Genomic DNA, 17,821 nt, shown 5'->3' with positions numbered 1-17,821 from the left:
ATCCGTTCCCCGTAAGCACGGGGATAAACCGGATAACTTTATTGCCACGGCCATTAGTAAAGACCGTTCCCCGTAAGCACGGGGATAAACCGCGGATGCTCTTCGTGCCAACCTTCCTTGCGTTCCGTTCCCCGTAAGCACGGGGATAAACCGACCGGCCAGCTCATTGAAGATATGATGGCTGACCGTTCCCCGTAAGCACGGGGATAAACCGCCAAAAGTTACTACAGCGCCAGACCCACTACCCCGTTCCCCGTAAGCACGGGGATAAACCGCGCCAATTGTTAACCCTGCAACTATGTCGCTACCGTTCCCCGTAAGCACGGGGATAAACCGTGGTTGCGACTGTGCTAACTACTGCGCCACCACCGTTCCCCGTAAGCACGGGGATAAACCGCCGCCGACTACTAAAGCAGCTATTCCAATAAACCGTTCCCCGTAAGCACGGGGATAAACCGTTAACTTTGTATGTAACGCCGCTAGTTAGGGTCGCGCCTCACGCAGGCGCGTGGATTGAAATGAGGGTAAGACCATTGAGTTGCTTTTCTTTGAAAGTCGTAACGGTGTGTGCTTTGATAACGCTGAATAATATTGTTAGCTTTATCCTAAAAAACTAAAGCGTTTTATGTTATGTAGGAGGCCGGATTTGAATAGCATTGCAAAAGAAATAAAAACTATGCTTAAAAAAAGCACCAATGTTGCTGCCTGCCATGCTAAAGACAAAACCAGTTGTGATAGCCATGCCAGGATTGAGCGTCACTTGGACGTTAGCTTTGCCAGTAGTATTCCTGTTGATTATACTGCCCTTGCAGCTAACATTGCCCGCCTAGATAAGAAATAGTAAAGCTGCTTTGTCACGCATGCGTTTTGAGCAGGAAATGCTAGTCTTGAGTTAAAGTAAGGCCGCACGTTATTTGCGGAACAATGCTATTTTATAGAGCGGAGACTACTATGGCAGGAGGATGGTCGCGGGATGGCGCGGTGCAGGAGCAAATTGATGCCAGTGTTGACGATGCTGTGCAACAGGTCCGAAGTAAATTAATCGTTGGTGACAGCGCGGTTCATTGTGACGAATGCGACAGGCGTATTCCTGAGCAGCGGCGCAAGGCAGTTCCGGGCGTGCGTCTTTGTATTGCCTGTCAGGAAGCGTTTGAGAAAAACCAGACAAAAGCCGGCGGTTTGAACCGACGGGGTAGCAAAGACAGTCAACTCAGATAGCGAGTATAACGTTTGTCTACTCCGATACCTGTCTTGATAAATCACTTTAGTAGTAGATACATCGACAGGCTTAGTTTTAATCAGAAAAGCTGCCAGAGTATTTTTCAGAATTATCATAGCGACCGTTGTAATCAAAAAAACTGTCGAGATGTTGCCAGCCTTTGGGCTGCTTTTTTAACAGGATCAGCTGCGGCATGCGAAACTTGTGCTGATCAGCCACCAGCTCGCTGGCCGCATGATATTGTTTCTGAGTTAAGCCAGGCGTGCGGCTATGCGGTTTAATAAACAAGGCATATAGCGCCCGGCGCTGTGCTGCTGTTTGCATTTTAAAAAAGCGATAAAACGGATTGCCATCAGTGTCCTGATAATGCACTTTTAAATCACCGTTGTGGTCAATAAGCTGCATCTGCTGGCAGCGAAATAAATGATGGTGTTGCCTGCTAAGTACTTCTTTTAAGCGTTTGTCCGGATCAATAAGTTGCGACTGACACTGCTGGCATTGCCGTGCGGCAATATCATTTTCGCCACCGCAGTCGGGGCATATTCTGGCTCTGAACCGATAGCTGCACTGGTTGACTGCTGCGTCTGTATCGGGCGCCAGCAAACCCTGGCAGCGTCTGCCATAGTGCTCGATAATATCGCCGTCGTTATCAGTCAGCCCCCAGAAAATATTAGCAAAGCCACACTCCGGGCAGGGTACCTGTACCGGCACAGATTTACTGTTGGGGCGGGGGCTACCTACTTCCGGATAAAACAAGTCATAACCGTTGGCTGCATAATCAATGATCAGGCACTGGTTTTTATCCGGCGCACTGCGCAGACCCCTGCCAACCATTTGCTGAAACAAACTAACCGAAGCGGTGGGGCGTAAAATCGCGATTAAATCGACATGGGGCGCATCAAAGCCAGTGGTAAGTACCGCCACATTCACCAAAAACTTCAGTTGTTTTGCTTTAAAAGCGGCGATCAGTTGATCCCGTTCCTTGTCAGGCGTTGTAGCAATAAGCAGCGCCGCGCTCTGCCCATGCTGCAACAGCAGGTTCAGTACTTCATTGGCGTGACGCACTGTGGCAGCGAAAACAATAACACCCTGTTTACTGGCAGCCAACTGAGCCAACTGGCCAGCAATTAGCTTGGTGGCCCGACCCATTTTGCCCAGCACCGATTCAATATCCTGCTCACTGTAGTCCATGCCGCTTAATGGCTGCAGGGCACTAAAGTCATACTGAGCGGCTAAACCATCGAGTAATATCGGTTTTGCCAGATAGCCTTTGTTAATTAACGGTCTTAAAGGCAGATCGAAAATACAATGCTCAAAACTTGCCGTTTCGGCAGAACCAATCCGGCCATGATAGTGACTCTGATAGATCCAACCAGTACCCAACCGGTAGGGCGTGGCGGTCAGACCGAGAATTTTCAGCGCTGGATTTTGCCGGCGCAATTGGCTAAATAGCAGCTGATACTGACTGTCGGCATTGAGGCTAACCCGATGACACTCGTCAATAATCAGTAAGGAAAATGCTTGCTCGAACTGTGACAAATTGCGGGCAGCAGATTGTACGCTGGCAATCACTGTTTTAGCGGAACTGTCTTTCTGGTTAAGCCCCGCAGCGAAAATACTGCCGGGCTGGCTCAGGATCCCCACTTTTTCGGCGTTCTGAGCAACCAATTCTTTGACATGAGTAAGAATAAGTACCCGGCCCTTAGCTACTCTGGCTAGCTCAGCCAACACCAGGCTTTTGCCGGCACCGGTCGGTAAGACCATCACAGCGGACTGATTACTTTGCTTAAAATGTGCTACTGCCGCAGCAACGGCATGTTGCTGATAGTCTCTTAATTCCATGAGATTAAATTAGCTTACTGCGAGTTTTAAATTGATTATTCACTTTTGCCGGATCGCCTGGTTATGTTTATTCATAAATTCTTACAATTTAAGCAAAGGTTAACGTTTTGGTTTGTTGCGTATCAGGTAGAGTAACCGCTATTGAGCTGGAGATGCTAATGAAAAATATGCAAGCATTTAGTCTTAGCCTGGAACAACGCGTCTTGTGGGTGCGGGCCACTGGCATCTGGAATGATCGAACCGCCAATGATTATGTTGAGGATTTCCGGGAGCTGGTTCGGCCATTGCTGGCTGCACCATGGGCAATTGTGCTTGATATTCGCCATTGGCAACTTAGCCCAGCCAGCGTATTTAGCGTGTTAACCGATAATACCCGCTGGTGTTTTGAGCACAACTTACGATACGTGGTAACAATTTACGCTGATAATGCACTAGTGATGTGGCAGTTTGTTAAAGCAACCGATACGATGAAACCGCGTGACCTGGTTAGTCAGGTGGCTGAAGATGAGCATGCTGCCCGCAAAGCCTTGCAGACAGCCGGTTATCTGGCCGGGTAAATTAGTTACGTGGTAACTGAATTTTTTTCGCTTCGCTCTGGCGGTATAACACCAGGGTTTTACCAATTACCTGTACTTTCTCAGCTTTGGTTTCACGAATAATTGCATCCATGATCAATACTTTTTGCTCGCGATCTTCAGTCGGCACTTTAATTTTAATTAATTCATGAAAGTTCAGCGCGACTTCAATCTCAGCTACTACGCCCTCTGTCAGGCCATTACTACCGAGCAAAATAACAGGTTTAAGGTCATGCGCTTTAGCTTTTAAGAATTGTTTTTGTTTATTGGTTAAACTCATATAGGTAGAATATCCGGATTCAAGCTTGATTTTTGCCTATTGTAGCGCCATCTCAGGCATAACACTATTTAAGAGTGGTACTATGACCAAGAAAAAGCGCTCTGCCAGTTCAACCCGATGGTTAAAAGAGCATTTTGATGATCATTTCGTGCAAAAAGCACAGAAGCTGGGCTTACGGTCGCGGGCTTCTTTTAAGTTAGAAGAAATTCAGCAGCAAGACAAGCTGATGAAGCCGGGCATGACTGTGGTTGATTTAGGCTCGGCGCCCGGCAGCTGGTCGCAGTATGTGGTGGGTGTTGTTGGTCAGAGTGGCACGGTGATAGCGTGTGATATATTGCCGATGGATCCCCTGGCAGGCGTGGCTTTTTTGCAGGGCGACTTTCGGGAAGAAGCTGTTTTAGAGGCATTACTGAGCCGGATCGGCGGTAAAACCGTAGATGTGGTACTATCTGATATGGCGCCGAATATGAGTGGTAATGATACCACTGATCAGGCCCGCTCCATGTATCTGGTAGAGCTAGCTTTAGATATGTGTCAAAAAACCTTGAAGCAAAATGGCAGTTTTGTGGTCAAAGTGTTTCAGGGGGATGGCTTTGAAGCCTTTTTAAAGGATATCAGGGCATTATTCAGCACCGTGAAAATACGCAAGCCCGATTCGTCCCGTGCCAGGTCTCGGGAAACATATATCGTGGCGACCGGCTTCAAAGTCTAGTAAAGTAGCCGGTAAATTTTTTTTAAGCGAAGATGAGGTTATAACCTTGAGCGACATGGCAAAAAATCTGATTGTCTGGTTGGTTATCGCAGTAGTACTGATGTCGGTGTTTAACAGCTTCGGCCCGAGTGAAAATGCAGATAGACAAACCAGTTACACCCAGTTTATTAAAGACGTAAACCAGGGCCAGATCCGTGAAGTCAAAATTGAACGCAGCGGTGTCATCACCGGTTTGCGTAACAGTGGTGAACGGTTCGAGACAGTATTACCGGTGAATGATCCTGGTTTAATGAAAGACTTATTAGACCATGACGTTCGGGTGATTGGTGCTAAACCTGAAGAGAGTAGCTGGTTAGCCACTATTTTTATTTCCTGGTTCCCGATGTTGTTATTAATCGGCGTGTGGATTTTCTTTATGCGCCAGATGCAAGGCGGCGGTGGCAAAGGTGCCATGTCGTTTGGTAAGAGCAAAGCACGGCTGATGGGCGAAGACCAGATTAAAACCACTTTTGCTGACGTTGCAGGTTGTGATGAGGCCAAAGAAGAGGTTTCCGAGCTGGTGGATTATCTGCGCGACCCTTCACGCTTTCAAAAGCTGGGTGGTAAAATCCCTAAAGGCGTGCTGATGGTAGGCCCACCGGGCACCGGTAAAACCTTACTGGCAAAAGCCATTGCCGGTGAAGCAAAAGTACCGTTTTTTACTATCTCAGGTTCTGATTTTGTCGAAATGTTTGTAGGTGTTGGTGCCTCTAGGGTACGCGACATGTTTGAGCAAGCGAAAAAAGCAGCGCCATGTATTATTTTCATTGACGAAATTGATGCGGTTGGCCGCCAGCGCGGTGCCGGTTTAGGTGGTGGGCACGATGAGCGCGAGCAAACATTAAACCAGATGCTGGTTGAAATGGATGGTTTTGACGGCAACGAAGGTATTATCGTGATTGCTGCGACCAACCGGCCAGATGTGCTTGATCCGGCTTTATTGCGCCCGGGCAGGTTTGACCGTCAGGTTGTCGTAGGCTTACCGGATGTAAAAGGTCGTGAACAGATTCTAAAAGTTCATATGCGTAAAGTGCCATTGGCGGATGGGGTTGATGCCTCAGTGATTGCTCGCGGTACGCCGGGTTTCTCAGGAGCCGATTTAGCCAACCTGGTTAACGAAGCCGCGTTGTTTGCAGCGCGCAGCAGTTGTCGGGTTGTGTCGATGGACGAATTTGAGAAAGCCAAAGATAAAATCATGATGGGTGCCGAGCGCCGGTCAATGGTGATGACCGAAAAAGAAAAAGAAGCAACCGCGTATCATGAAGCAGGCCATGCCATAGTGGGTCGGTTGGTGCCAGATCATGACCCGGTTTACAAAGTGAGTATTATTCCTCGCGGTCGGGCATTGGGTGTGACCATGTACCTGCCAGAGCGGGATCGGGTAAGCCACAGTAAGCGTCATCTGGAGAGTATGATTAGCTCATTATTTGGTGGTCGGATCGCTGAAGAAGTGATTTATGGCTTTGAGTCCGTGACCACCGGAGCTTCTAACGATATCGAACGCGCCACCGACCTGGCTCGCAAAATGGTGACCCAGTGGGGGTTTTCAGAAAAGCTTGGACCGTTATTGTATGCTGATGAAGAGGGTGAAGTCTTTTTAGGCCGCTCCGTTAGTAAAAATAAACATATGTCGGAAGACACTGTAAAAGCAATAGATGCTGAAATACGGGTGTTTATAGACCGCAACTATGTGCGGGCGAAAGAGTTAATTGAAAAGAATATGGACATATTACATGCGATGAAAGATGCGCTGATGAAATATGAAACCATAGATGCCAAACAGATTGATGACTTGATGGAGCGTCGTGAAGTGCGCCAGCCTGAAAACTGGGAGCCGCGAGATAAAGGCAACAGTGATGACGATTCATCAGGTAAAGCGAAAGTCGAAAAAGAAGGGCCGGTAGCAACCGATAAACCGTCAGAGGGCAATCTGCATTAATACTACGGTTAACGCTGTGTGCTGAAATATGCAGTAACTGCATGCACTTATCGTAAAGTCTGTTTATACTCCAAACCCCGGCATGCCGGGGTTTGTTTATTTAATTGCCCGCATGCAACGTAATAGGGTTAAAGGGTGCCACTATGCTGTTAAAACTTCCCCGCCAACGTCAGTTAGATTTGAGCCGCCCGGTGGTTATGGGCATTTTGAATATTACGCCCGATTCGTTTTCAGACGGTGGTCAGCATCTTGCGCCAGATGCAGCGCTGCGTCAGGCTGAACAAATGTTAACTGATGGCGCGACGATTATCGATCTCGGTGGTGAGTCAACCCGCCCGGGCGCTAGTGCCGTGCCGTTGCAGCAAGAGCTGGATCGGGTGCTGCCAGTAATTGAAGCTATACGGCAACGCTTTGATTGTGTGATATCGATTGATACCAGCAAAGCTGAAGTCATGTCAGCTGCGGTTAAGGCCGGTGCCGATATGATTAATGACGTGCAGGCATTGCAAGGCGAAGGTGCGTTGCAATGTGCTGCAGAATTACAGGTACCGGTATGCCTGATGCACATGCTGGGCGAACCCCGCACCATGCAACAACAGCCACAATATGATGATGTTGTGGCAGAGGTGATTAAATTTTTGCAACGTCGGACGCTGGATTGTCAGTTTGCTGGTATTACCAAGGATCAGATTATCCTGGATCCAGGTTTTGGTTTTGGTAAAAATATGAGCCATAACTATCAGTTACTGGCCGCAATAGCGCAACTGAGCGACTTGGGTTATCCGGTACTGGCAGGTATGTCAAGAAAATCAATGATTGGCAATTTATTAAAGGTGCCGGTTGAACAGCGTTTGGCAGGCAGTCTGGCCTGTGCCACAATTGCAGCATTACAAGGCGCCCGGATAATCCGGGTGCATGACGTGAAAGAGACGGTACAGGCAGTGCAGGTAGCCACTGCAGTACGCTATGGAGTAGAAGCATGAGCAGAAAATATTTTGGTACCGATGGTGTACGTGGCCGGGTGGGTGAGTTTCCAATCACTCCGGAATTTGCGATGAAACTGGGCTGGGCCGCCGGCCGGGTTTTATCAGCACGTGGTACTCGAAAAGTGCTGATTGGCAAGGATACCCGGATCTCTGGCTACTTATTGGAAACAGCGCTTGAAGCTGGTCTCATCGCTGCCGGCGTCGATGTTCGTTTACTTGGTCCTATGCCGACACCGGCGGTCGCATACCTAACCCGGACATTCCGGGCAGAGGCAGGCATTGTGATCAGTGCCTCGCATAATCCTTATTATGACAACGGCATTAAATTTTTCTCTGCCGATGGCACCAAATTACCCGATGAAGTCGAGCTGGCCATTGAGCATGAGCTTGAACAGCCTATGGTATGTGAGCCCTCTGAGAAGCTGGGCCGGGCAATGCGCATTGAAGATGCAGCAGGGCGCTATATTGAGTTTTGTAAAAGTCATCTTAAAAACCATTTATCATTAAAGGGCCTGAAGATTGTTATCGATTGTGCTCATGGTGCCACCTACCATATTGCACCGGCAGTATTTAAAGAACTGGGCGCAGAAGTTATTGCCATTGGCTGCAAACCCGACGGCTTAAATATTAATGACAAGTGTGGCGCAACCCATACCGATTTATTACAGCAAACAGTGCTTGAGCAGCAAGCCGATTTAGGTATTGCCTACGATGGTGACGGCGACCGCGTTATGATGCTGGACCAGCAAGGACGGGTGCTGGATGGTGACGAAATTGTCTATATTATTGCCCGCTGCGCGCAGCGCGAAAAAACCTTACAAGGCGGTGTTGTCGGTACCCTGATGAGTAACCTTGGTCTGGAGTTAGCGCTGGCGGAACTGGATATTCCGTTTGTGCGAAGTGCAGTCGGTGATCGCTATGTCATGGAGCTGCTGCGTGAGAAGAACTGGCGGATTGGAGGTGAAAACTCCGGCCATGTGCTTAACTTAGATTATACCTGCACTGGTGATGGTATTATCGCGTCGTTACAGGTCCTAAATGCCATGCTGGTAACCGGTGAAAGCCTGGCTCAATTGAGCGAAGGTATGCATAAATTACCGCAGGTACTGGTAAATGTTAAATTTGAAAAAGGCACCGCACCACTTGAAAAGCAGCATGTTATTCAGAAAATAGCCGAAGTGGAGAGCTTGCTGGCAGGTAAGGGCCGGGTGTTGATCCGTAAATCAGGTACTGAACCTCTTATCCGGGTAATGGTTGAAGGTGAAGATGCTATCCTGGTACGTGAATATGCCGAGCAAATCGCGGCGGCGGTCAAACTGGCAAGCTGAATGTTAACTACGGCGTGTTGAGCATTTTAACCGCAGTTAGTCTGTTGTTTCGTGGTTATTACTTGTTCTTAGCGGCATGCTTGGTTAGTATCCCGGCGCATTAAAATAGGAAATAACGTTATGCCTGCAAAAAAATTAATCGCTGCCAACTGGAAGATGAATGGTTCCAGAGCACTGATTGAAACTGTTTCGCAGCAGTTAACGACCCTAAATTCAGAGGTTGATGTTTTGATCTGTCCGCCGGCAACCTTGCTGGCGTATTTTCCGGTCAGTGGGCATTATTCGTTAGGTGCTCAGGATATCAGTGAGCATGCTGAAGGGGCCTATACCGGCGAGCTCAGTGGTGGTTTAATTAAAGAGGCCGGCGCCAGTTTTGTTTTAGCCGGGCATTCAGAGCGCCGCCAGTATCACGCTGAGTCAGATCAGCTGATTTGTGCAAAAATACAGCAGGCAGTTACTGCCGGTTTAACGCCAGTGCTTTGTATTGGCGAAACATTAGCTGAACGCCAGCAAGAAAATACTGAGCAGGTTATTGCGAAACAATTAGCGGCGGTGTATGCTTCGCACCCCGAATTACTGGCAAAATCAGTAATTGCGTACGAGCCAGTGTGGGCTATTGGTACGGGTGAATCGGCATCACCGGAACAGGCGCAGGAGACACATGCGTTTATTCGGCGCCAGCTTGCTGAGTATGATAGTAAAGCGGCGGTAAACGTAAGAATATTATATGGCGGCAGTGTAAACGCAGCAAATTGTCAGGCACTGTTTACACAAGCTGATATCGATGGTGCATTGGTTGGCGGTGCCAGCCTGAAACCAGCAGAATTTATGCAAATTTGCCAAAGTGCAAAGGACTAAGCATGTACGAGATTATAATTGTAGTTTATTTATTGGTAGCCATGGCGTTAATTGGCCTGGTATTAATTCAGCATGGTAAAGGCGCTGACATGGGTGCTGCCTTTGGAGCAGGTGCTTCTTCAACCGTGTTTGGCTCATCGGGTACCGGCAATTTCTTAACAAAAACCACGACGGTGTTGGCAACGTTGTTTTTCGTATTAAGTATTGTGTTAGGTAATTACACCGCGAAGCAAAGCGCACCGGTCGATGAATGGGATTTATCTGCTCCTGCTGTTGAGCAGGCACCCGTGAAGAAAGATGATAACAGCGATATACCGGTAGGTTAACCTCTTATTTAAGCCGAGGTGGTGAAATTGGTAGACACGCTATCTTGAGGGGGTAGTGTCTTCGGACGTGCGGGTTCAAGTCCCGCTCTCGGCACCAACTAAATCAATAGCTTTGTGATGCAAGGCTTGCGATAACAGGCAAGGCGCTATATAATATGCGCCATTACACGGACGCGGGATGGAGCAGTCTGGTAGCTCGTCGGGCTCATAACCCGAAGGTCGTCGGTTCAAATCCGGCTCCCGCAACCAACTTTTCAACAATACTTCATTGGCGATATGGGTGTTGTTCGGATGTTACTTCGCCCCGCTTGTTCGGGGCGTTTTCGTATCTGGCGTGTCAGTTTTATGCAGTAATGGGCGCTATGCCCATTTTTTATTGGTGTATTCGGAGGTCTTTTTGACTAAACAAGAACAACAACTGGTTGAGTTGTTGAACCCGACAGTTACTGCTGCCGGTTTTGATTTATGGGGTATTGAGCTGCTGCGTGCCGGCCGCCACACCACATTGCGTCTGTATATTGATCATAGTGACGGTATTACAGTCGAGAATTGTGCTTTGGTAAGTCGTGAAGTGAGCGCGGTATTAGATGTAGAAGATCCAATCCCTAACGAATACACCCTTGAAGTATCGTCGCCGGGTTTAGCCCGTCCGCTGTTTACCGAAGCACACTTTATACAGGCAGTAGGTCAGCAAATTGAAGTGAAGCTGACAATTGCGCAAGATAACAGAAGAAAATTCAAAGGCATGTTGCAGGCGATTGACGCTGACATGCTCGTTATGGAAGTCGATGGCAAACCCTATCGTTTGCTGCTGGATAATATAGACAAAGCAAACGTGGTACCGGTTTTTTAAGGTATTCGGGTCGCGTCAGAACGAGGCAGATACAATGGCAAAAGAAATATTATTGGTTGTCGATGCAGTATCAAATGAAAAATCAGTACCGCGGGAAAAAATATTCCAGGCACTGGAGTTTGCATTAGCTGCAGCCACTAAAAAGAAAAACGAAGGCGATATTGAAGTTCGGGTAAATATTGACCGTAAAACTGGTTCGTATGAAACCTTTCGACGTTGGGAAGTGGTCGCAGATGATGCGGTGCAGGAACACCCTACCCGGGAAATTACCTTATCAGCAGCACAGTATGATGCGCCAGAGGTACAGATTGGTGATTTCTACGAAGAGCAAATCGACTCTATCGAATTTGACCGTATTACCACCCAAATGGCCAAGCAGGTTATCGTACAAAAAGTGCGTGAAGCTGAACGGTCTCAGGTAGTTGAAGCTTATATTGACCAAGTAGGCGAGCTGGTAACCGGCATCGTTAAAAAGGTCAATCGTGACAGCATTATCGTTGATTTAGGGAATAACGCCGAAGCGATGTTACCGCGCGAAGAAATGCTGCCGCGGGAAACGTATCGTCCAGGCGATAGGATCCGTACCTTATTATTTGATGTGAAGCCAGAAGCACGCGGCGCTCAGCTTTTTTTAAGCCGTGCCCGTCCGGAAATGCTGCTTGAGTTGTTCCGGATTGAAGTGCCTGAAATTGGCGAAGAAATGATAGAACTGCGTGGTGCAGCCCGTGATCCGGGTTCTCGGGCAAAAATTGCAGTTAAAAGTAATGATCGCCGGATAGATCCGGTCGGCGCTTGCGTTGGCATGCGTGGTTCACGGGTACAGGGCGTGTCGAACGAGCTGGCCGGTGAACGGGTTGATATCGTGTTGTACGATGATAACGATGCCCAATTCGTTATTAACGCGATGGCTCCGGCAGAGGTGGCTTCGATTATTGTTGATGAAGACGCTCATTCGATGGACATTGCCGTTGAAGACTCTAACCTGGCTATGGCGATTGGTCGTAATGGCCAGAACGTGCGCTTAGCCAGTCAGTTAACAGGTTGGGAGCTGAACGTAATGTCGGTTTCTGATATGAAGAAAAAGCATCAGGAAGAGACTGAGAAAGTGCGTCAGGCCTTTATGGATGCGCTGGAAATTGACGAAGATTTTGCTGATGTACTGGTTGACGAAGGTTTTTCTACTTTGGAAGAAGTGGCCTATGTACCCATCAGCGAATTACTGTCGATAGACGGTTTTGACGAAGAAATTGTAGAAGAGCTGCGTGGCAGAGCAAAAGCGGTGCTAACCACTCGTGCGCTAGCCAGCGAAGAATCATTAGAAGATGCCAAGCCAACCGAAGCGCTATTAGCGTTAGAAGGCTTAGACACCCATACCGCGTACGTGATTGCCAGCAAAGGTGTAACTACCCTGGACGATCTGGCCGATTTAGGTGTCGACGATTTATTAGATATAGCAGATATAACTGAGCAAAAAGCCGCAGAGCTGATAATGGCTGCCCGCAATATTGTTTGGTTTAGTGAAAGTAACTGAGTAGTCAACGGAGGTAACAACACAAATGGCAGAAGTCACCATAGAGAAGCTGGCCAGTGATGTCGGTACAACTGTTGATCGGTTAGTACAACAATTTGCTGATGCAGGTATTACTAAAGCTGCGGGGCAGCAGGTATCTGAAGATGAGAAAAAAACCCTGCTGTTACATTTAAGCAAGCAGCATGGCGGTAAATCATCAGAACCTTCCAAGCTTACCCTTAAGCGTAAAGAAAAAACCACGTTAAGTGTGGCCGGCGGCGCCGGGCGTAACCGGGAAATTCAGGTTGAAGTGCGTAAGCAGAAAACCTACATCAAAAAACCGGTTGTGGACGAAGCGACTTTAAAAGCCCAGGAAGAAGCCCGTTTGGCGGAAGAACAGGCTAACGCAGAAGCGAATCGCGCCAAGCAGGAAGCCGAGCATAAGGCACGTGAAATTGCTGCCGCTAAAGCGAAAGAAGAAGCGGAGCGTAAAGCGGCAGAAGCGAAGAAACGTGAAGAAGCGAAACAGGCTCAGCTGTTAAAAGACGATCCGGAAGAAGCGGCGCGTCGTGCCGCGAAAGAAGAAGCTAAGCGTGAAGCTGAGCACATGCGTCAGCAACAAGAAGCCGAAGCGCTGCGCAAGCTGGAAGAAGAAGCCAAGAAACAGGCAGAAGCAGCACGCAAGCTGGCTGAAGAAAACAGTGAACGCTGGGCCCAGGAAGAAAAAGCCAAATCAACTGAAAAAGACGATTACCACCTGACCAGCAATGAATTTGCTAAACAGGCAGAAGACGAAGTTGACGCCAAAGAAGAGCGTGCTGGTCGTCGTGGTGTGGGTAAAAAAGCCCCGCCAGCCAAAGGTAAAAAGAAAGATGATGGTAATGACAAGGAAGCCTTTAACCGTGCTAACCGTCATACTAAGAAAAAGAAAACGCCAACCAGCATGCAGCATGGCTTTAATAAGCCTGCCCAGCCGGTAGAGCGTGAAGTGAAAATTGGTGAAACCATTACTGTTGCCGAGCTCGCCTCTAAAATGGCGGTAAAAGCGTCTGAAGTGATTAAAGCCATGATGAAGATGGGCGCCATGGCGACCATTAATCAGGTCATTGATCAGGAAACAGCGGCCATTGTTTGTGAAGAGATGGGCCACAAGTTCACCCTGACCAAAGAGAATGAATTGGAAGAGGCGGTAATGTCTGACCGCGAAGGTGAAGGCGAGCTGGAGCCACGGGCGCCAGTTGTTACCGTAATGGGTCACGTTGACCATGGTAAAACGTCACTACTGGACTACATTCGTAAAGCTAAAGTTGCTGATGGCGAAGCCGGTGGTATTACCCAGCATATTGGTGCTTATCACGTTGAAACTGACCGCGGTATGGTGACGTTCCTTGATACACCTGGCCATGCTGCGTTTACCTCAATGCGAGCTCGCGGTGCTAAAGCAACGGATATCGTTATTCTGGTGGTTGCAGCGGATGACGGCGTCATGCCGCAAACCAAAGAAGCAATCCAGCATGCCAAAGCAGCAGGCGTGCCACTGGTGGTCGCAGTAAACAAGATTGATAAAGCAGAAGCGGATCCTGACAGAGTAAGAAACGAGCTATCCCAGTTCGATGTTATCTCTGAGCAATGGGGCGGCGACACGCAGTTTGTGCAGGTATCGGCCAAATCTGGTATTGGTATTGATGACTTACTGGAAGCGATCCTTAACCAGGCCGAACTGCTGGAATTAAAAGCGGTTAAAAAAGGTCTGGCACGTGGTGCAGTTATCGAATCCCGCTTAGATAAGGGCCGCGGTCCGGTTGCCTCTATTCTGGTGCAGGAAGGCACGCTGAATCAGGGCGATATCGTATTGTGTGGCTTTGAATACGGCCGTGTCCGGGCGATGCGCGATGAAAATGGTCGTGACGTAAAATCTGCAGGTCCGTCAATTCCGGTTGAAATTTTAGGTTTATCAGGCGTACCTCAGGCTGGTGACGAAGTTACCGTGGTTAAAGATGAGCGTAAAGCACGTGAAGTTGCTTTATATCGTCAGGGTAAATTCCGTGATGTTAAGCTGGCGCGTCAGCAAAAAGCTAAACTTGAAAACATGTTTGCTAACATGGAAGAGGGCGATGTTTCTGAACTTAACCTGGTATTAAAAGGTGATGTGCAAGGCTCGGTACAGGCGATTTCTGAATCACTGGCTAAACTGTCTACTGATGAAGTGAAAATTAAAATCATTGGTAGCGGCGTAGGTGGTATTACCGAAACTGACGTAACCCTTGCTGCAGCATCGCAGGCCATCATTATCGGCTTCAACGTTCGTGCTGATGCGTCAGCCCGTAAGATGATAGAAGATGAAGGTCTGGATTTACGTTACTACAGCATCATTTATGAGCTGTTAGATGAAGTAAGAGCCGCCATGACCGGTATGCTGGCACCAGAGTTTAAACAGCAAATTATCGGTTTAGCGCAGGTACGTGATGTGTTCCGTTCACCGAAGTTCGGCGCGATTGCCGGCTGTATGGTAACTGAAGGCTTGATTAAACGTAACGCCCCTATCCGGGTGCTGCGTGATAACGTGGTTATCTATGAAGGCGAGCTGGAATCACTGCGTCGCTTTAAAGACGATGTGAACGAAGTCAGAAACGGCTTTGAATGTGGTATCGGTGTTAAAAATTACAACGACGTTCGTGAAGGCGATCAGATCGAAGTATTTGAAACCATTCAGGTTGAACGTACCTTATAAAGTACCGCTGGCAACACATAGTACAGGGGCCTTTAGTGCCCCTGTTGTGTTTTCCCTGACCCCAAATTTGGAATGCTTAACATGGCAAAAGAATTCTCCCGCGTTGACCGGTTGTCTCAACACATTAAGAAAGAGATGGCGGTTATTCTGCAGCGCGAAATTAAAGATCCGCGCTTGCACTCAATGATTACTGTGTCTGACGTCGAAGTATCACGTGATCTGTCACATGCCAAGGTGTTTGTTACCTTTCTAGGTATGGATGACAGCAAGGTGGAAGACAATCTGAAAATTTTAAATGATGCCGCTGGCTATGTCCGCAGTTTAATTGGCAAGCGCATTCAGACCCGGATTGTGCCGCATATCCGCTTTGCCTTTGACCAGTCATTAAATGAAGGGATCCGCATGGCAAGTTTAGTGGCATCAGTGCGCCAGGAAGATGAGAGAAAGCGCAAAGATGCCGGCATGGAGCCGACAGATACTGATTCAGATACGAACGGCGACGGAGCTAATGAGTAATGGCACGTAAAAATGCCAGAGCAGTTAATGGCATTCTGTTACTGGATAAGCCGTTGGAAGTTAGTAGCAACGGCATTTTGCAACGGGTTCGCTGGCTATACCAGGCACAAAAAGCCGGGCATACCGGCGCACTGGATCCGATGGCATCTGGTTTATTACCCATTTGTTTTGGTGAGGCCACTAAGTTTAGTCAGTTCTTACTGGATACGGATAAAACTTATCTGGTGACTGCCTGTTTTGGAGTAAGAACCAGCACCAGCGATGCAGAGGGTGAGGTAATTAGCGAACGGCCTGTTAACTTTAGCGACACAGAGCTGGAGCAGGCGCTTAACAGCCTGCGGGGCGATATTCTGCAAGTACCCACCATGTTCTCCGCGTTAAAGTACCAGGGTCAGCCACTTTATAAGTATGCCCGTCAGGGTATTACCATAGAGCGGGAAGCCCGGCCAATTACCATATTTAAGTTTGAACTGTTACGGCGTAGCGGTAAGCACGCTGATTTTGTGGTTCATTGCTCTAAAGGCACTTATATTCGCACCCTGATTGACGATTTAGGGGAGCTATTGGGCTGTGGTGGCCATGTCAGCAAATTACACCGCACCCAGGTAGGGCCTTTTACTGCTGCGCAAATGGTAAAGCCTGCCCAGCTAGATGCCATGGCAGAGCAATGCCACAGCAGTGCCGATTTTAGGCCATTAGACGCGTTATTACTGCCATTGGATGCCGGTATTGTTGCTATGCCAGCGATTGTACTTAGTGCTGAGCAACAACATCAGTTGCAACATGGCCAGCACTGCAGTGTCGCAGCGGATGATATTGCTGCGATTAAGTTAATCGGGCCAGGCCAGGTATTCTTTGGTATCGGCCAGGTACAGCAAGGCGTACTGAGTTCACGCCGCTTGCTGAACACCAGTGCTGTACAACAAGCCGCTACGGCAATAAACGCCTTGTAAAAAGACAGTAAAGTGCTATTATACGCCGGATTTTCTGGGGTCTGCTGGATGAGTGATCGGCGATACCCTTATTTTAGTTCACTCACATTGGAGTTAAATATGTCATTAAGCGCTGCTGATAAAGCAAAAATTGTTGCTGACTACGCTGTAAAAGAAGGCGATACTGGTTCACCAGAAGTACAGGTTGCCCTGTTAACTGCGTCAATCACTCACCTGCAAGGCCACTTTGCTGAACACAAGCACGACTTCCATTCTCGTCGTGGTTTGTTACGTATGGTTAGCCAGCGTCGTAAGCTGTTAGATTACTTAAAAGGCAAAGATCAGAGCCGTTACACTACCCTGATCGGTCGTTTAGGTTTACGTCGTTAATCGCTAAGCGATAACGTTGCAAAAAAAGAGGCTTTTTAGCCTCTTTTTTTATGGGAAAGATTTAAACACTATTTTTACTGAGCTCTTTACTGAACTATCTTTTGTAACCGGTTACAGAGTATACTGTGCAGGCAGAAAACACAGAGAAAAACATCGCAATTCGGCGATTAAGATTAAGGAAATACACACGTGACTCCCATCGTAAAATCATTTCAGTTTGGCCAACATACCTTTACTTTAGAAACCGGCGTAATCGCCCGTCAGGCAGATGCCGCAGTGCTGGCCAGCCTGGGAGATACTTCAGTTTTAGTAACTGTTGTTGGTAAAAAAGAACCTAAACCTGGTCAGGACTTTTTCCCGTTAACCGTAAACTACCAGGAAAAGATGTATGCAGCTGGCCGTATTCCGGGTGGCTTCTTCAAACGTGAAGGCCGGCCAAGTGAGGGCGAAACGCTAATTTGCCGCTTAATCGACCGTCCTATCCGTCCATTATTCCCGGAAGGCTTTACCAATGAAGTTCAGGTTATTGCTACGGTAGTATCAGTACAACCTGAAATTCAGCCAGATATCGTCGCCTTAATTGGTACTTCAGCGGCTTTAGCATTATCAGGTATTCCGTTCGCTGGCCCGATTGGTGCGGCGCGGGTGGGTTATATCAATAACCAGTATGTATTAAACCCGTCAGAAGAAGAGCTGAAAAGCTCAAAACTCGACTTAGTCGTTGCTGGTACCAATAACGCGGTACTGATGGTCGAATCAGAAGCGAACATTCTGTCAGAAGACGT

General features: G+C 48.1%; 17 protein-coding genes, 2 tRNA genes, 1 pseudogene and 1 CRISPR repeat array. Of the genes and pseudogenes, 18 read left to right on the top strand and 2 right to left on the bottom strand.

Features of this window, described 5'->3' with window-relative positions:
- Positions 1-2: 2 nt before the first annotated feature.
- Positions 3-458: direct repeats of the CRISPR family, unit length 29 nt; unit sequence CCGTTCCCCGTAAGCACGGGGATAAACCG.
- 188 nt (positions 459-646) lie between these two features.
- Complete coding sequence (locus ABY802_RS12075) at positions 647-841, top strand: hypothetical protein (RefSeq protein WP_372627391.1); 195 nt, start codon at positions 647-649, stop codon at positions 839-841.
- A 110-nt stretch (positions 842-951) separates the two neighbouring features.
- On the top strand, positions 952-1,218 hold the full coding sequence (locus tag ABY802_RS12070) for a DksA/TraR family C4-type zinc finger protein (protein ID WP_372627390.1): 267 nt from the start codon (positions 952-954) through the stop codon (positions 1,216-1,218).
- A 76-nt stretch (positions 1,219-1,294) separates the two neighbouring features.
- On the opposite strand, the gene ABY802_RS12065 is transcribed toward ABY802_RS12070, so the two are convergent.
- The gene (locus ABY802_RS12065) at positions 1,295-3,061 is read right to left on the bottom strand and encodes a DEAD/DEAH box helicase (RefSeq protein WP_372627388.1); all 1,767 of its coding nucleotides are present in this window, start codon (positions 3,059-3,061) and stop codon (positions 1,295-1,297) included.
- Positions 3,062-3,219: 158 nt separating this feature from the next.
- Between ABY802_RS12065 and ABY802_RS12060 the strand changes: the two genes are divergently transcribed.
- Positions 3,220-3,618 carry a hypothetical protein gene (locus ABY802_RS12060; protein ID WP_372627386.1) on the top strand — a complete coding sequence of 133 codons (399 nt, stop codon included), beginning with the start codon at positions 3,220-3,222 and terminating at the stop codon, positions 3,616-3,618.
- 1 nt (position 3,619) lies between these two features.
- Here ABY802_RS12060 and yhbY read toward each other — a convergent pair whose 3' ends face one another.
- On the bottom strand, positions 3,620-3,916 hold the full coding sequence (gene yhbY / locus ABY802_RS12055) for a ribosome assembly RNA-binding protein YhbY (RefSeq protein ID WP_372627384.1): 297 nt from the start codon (positions 3,914-3,916) through the stop codon (positions 3,620-3,622).
- 82 nt (positions 3,917-3,998) lie between these two features.
- On the opposite strand from yhbY, the gene rlmE reads away from it, so the two are divergent.
- From rlmE to ABY802_RS11980, 15 genes and pseudogenes are all read left to right on the top strand, one after another.
- Entirely contained in the window at positions 3,999-4,628 is a 630-nt protein-coding gene (gene rlmE / locus ABY802_RS12050) for a 23S rRNA (uridine(2552)-2'-O)-methyltransferase RlmE (protein ID WP_372627382.1), read from the top strand.
- 55 nt (positions 4,629-4,683) lie between these two features.
- On the top strand, positions 4,684-6,606 hold the full coding sequence (ftsH, locus tag ABY802_RS12045; RefSeq protein WP_372627380.1) for an ATP-dependent zinc metalloprotease FtsH: 1,923 nt from the start codon (positions 4,684-4,686) through the stop codon (positions 6,604-6,606).
- A 143-nt stretch (positions 6,607-6,749) separates the two neighbouring features.
- Positions 6,750-7,589, top strand: coding sequence for a dihydropteroate synthase (folP, locus tag ABY802_RS12040; protein WP_372627378.1), 840 nt, complete (start codon positions 6,750-6,752; stop codon positions 7,587-7,589).
- Positions 7,586-8,920: a phosphoglucosamine mutase gene (gene glmM, locus ABY802_RS12035; RefSeq protein WP_372627376.1), complete on the top strand. Its 1,335-nt coding sequence runs from the start codon at positions 7,586-7,588 to the stop codon at positions 8,918-8,920. Before folP ends, glmM begins: the two co-directional genes overlap by 4 nt.
- Positions 8,921-9,040: 120 nt before the next feature.
- Complete coding sequence (gene tpiA, locus ABY802_RS12030; protein ID WP_372627374.1) at positions 9,041-9,778, top strand: triose-phosphate isomerase; 738 nt, start codon at positions 9,041-9,043, stop codon at positions 9,776-9,778.
- Positions 9,779-9,780: 2 nt separating this feature from the next.
- A complete protein-coding gene (gene secG / locus ABY802_RS12025) occupies positions 9,781-10,104 on the top strand; it encodes a preprotein translocase subunit SecG (RefSeq protein ID WP_372627372.1) in 324 nt (107 codons plus the stop codon).
- Positions 10,105-10,116: 12 nt separating this feature from the next.
- Positions 10,117-10,201 (top strand) — tRNA-Leu (locus tag ABY802_RS12020).
- A gap of 75 nt (positions 10,202-10,276) precedes the next feature.
- Positions 10,277-10,353, top strand: a tRNA-Met gene (locus ABY802_RS12015).
- 148 nt (positions 10,354-10,501) lie between these two features.
- Positions 10,502-10,957 carry a ribosome maturation factor RimP gene (rimP, locus tag ABY802_RS12010; RefSeq protein WP_372627370.1) on the top strand — a complete coding sequence of 152 codons (456 nt, stop codon included), beginning with the start codon at positions 10,502-10,504 and terminating at the stop codon, positions 10,955-10,957.
- A 34-nt stretch (positions 10,958-10,991) separates the two neighbouring features.
- Complete coding sequence (gene nusA / locus ABY802_RS12005; RefSeq protein ID WP_290613043.1) at positions 10,992-12,488, top strand: transcription termination factor NusA; 1,497 nt, start codon at positions 10,992-10,994, stop codon at positions 12,486-12,488.
- A 25-nt stretch (positions 12,489-12,513) separates the two neighbouring features.
- The gene (gene infB / locus ABY802_RS12000; RefSeq protein ID WP_372627368.1) at positions 12,514-15,198 is read left to right on the top strand and encodes a translation initiation factor IF-2; all 2,685 of its coding nucleotides are present in this window, start codon (positions 12,514-12,516) and stop codon (positions 15,196-15,198) included.
- Positions 15,199-15,279: 81 nt separating this feature from the next.
- Complete coding sequence (rbfA, locus tag ABY802_RS11995; protein ID WP_372627366.1) at positions 15,280-15,714, top strand: 30S ribosome-binding factor RbfA; 435 nt, start codon at positions 15,280-15,282, stop codon at positions 15,712-15,714.
- Positions 15,714-16,667 (top strand): tRNA pseudouridine(55) synthase TruB, encoded by a 954-nt coding sequence (gene truB / locus ABY802_RS11990; RefSeq protein ID WP_372627364.1) that lies wholly within the window; start codon positions 15,714-15,716, stop codon positions 16,665-16,667. The genes rbfA and truB overlap by 1 nt, the downstream gene beginning before the upstream one ends.
- Positions 16,668-16,766: 99 nt before the next feature.
- Entirely contained in the window at positions 16,767-17,036 is a 270-nt protein-coding gene (rpsO, locus tag ABY802_RS11985; RefSeq protein ID WP_097111796.1) for a 30S ribosomal protein S15, read from the top strand.
- Between the two features lie 189 nt (positions 17,037-17,225).
- A pseudogene (locus ABY802_RS11980) lies at positions 17,226-17,821 on the top strand (polyribonucleotide nucleotidyltransferase); the annotation flags it as partial.

This window comes from Arsukibacterium sp., from assembly GCF_041616895.1.
Taxonomy (GTDB): Bacteria; Pseudomonadota; Gammaproteobacteria; order Enterobacterales; family Alteromonadaceae; genus Alishewanella.
This window is presented reverse-complemented; position numbering and strand designations above follow the sequence as displayed.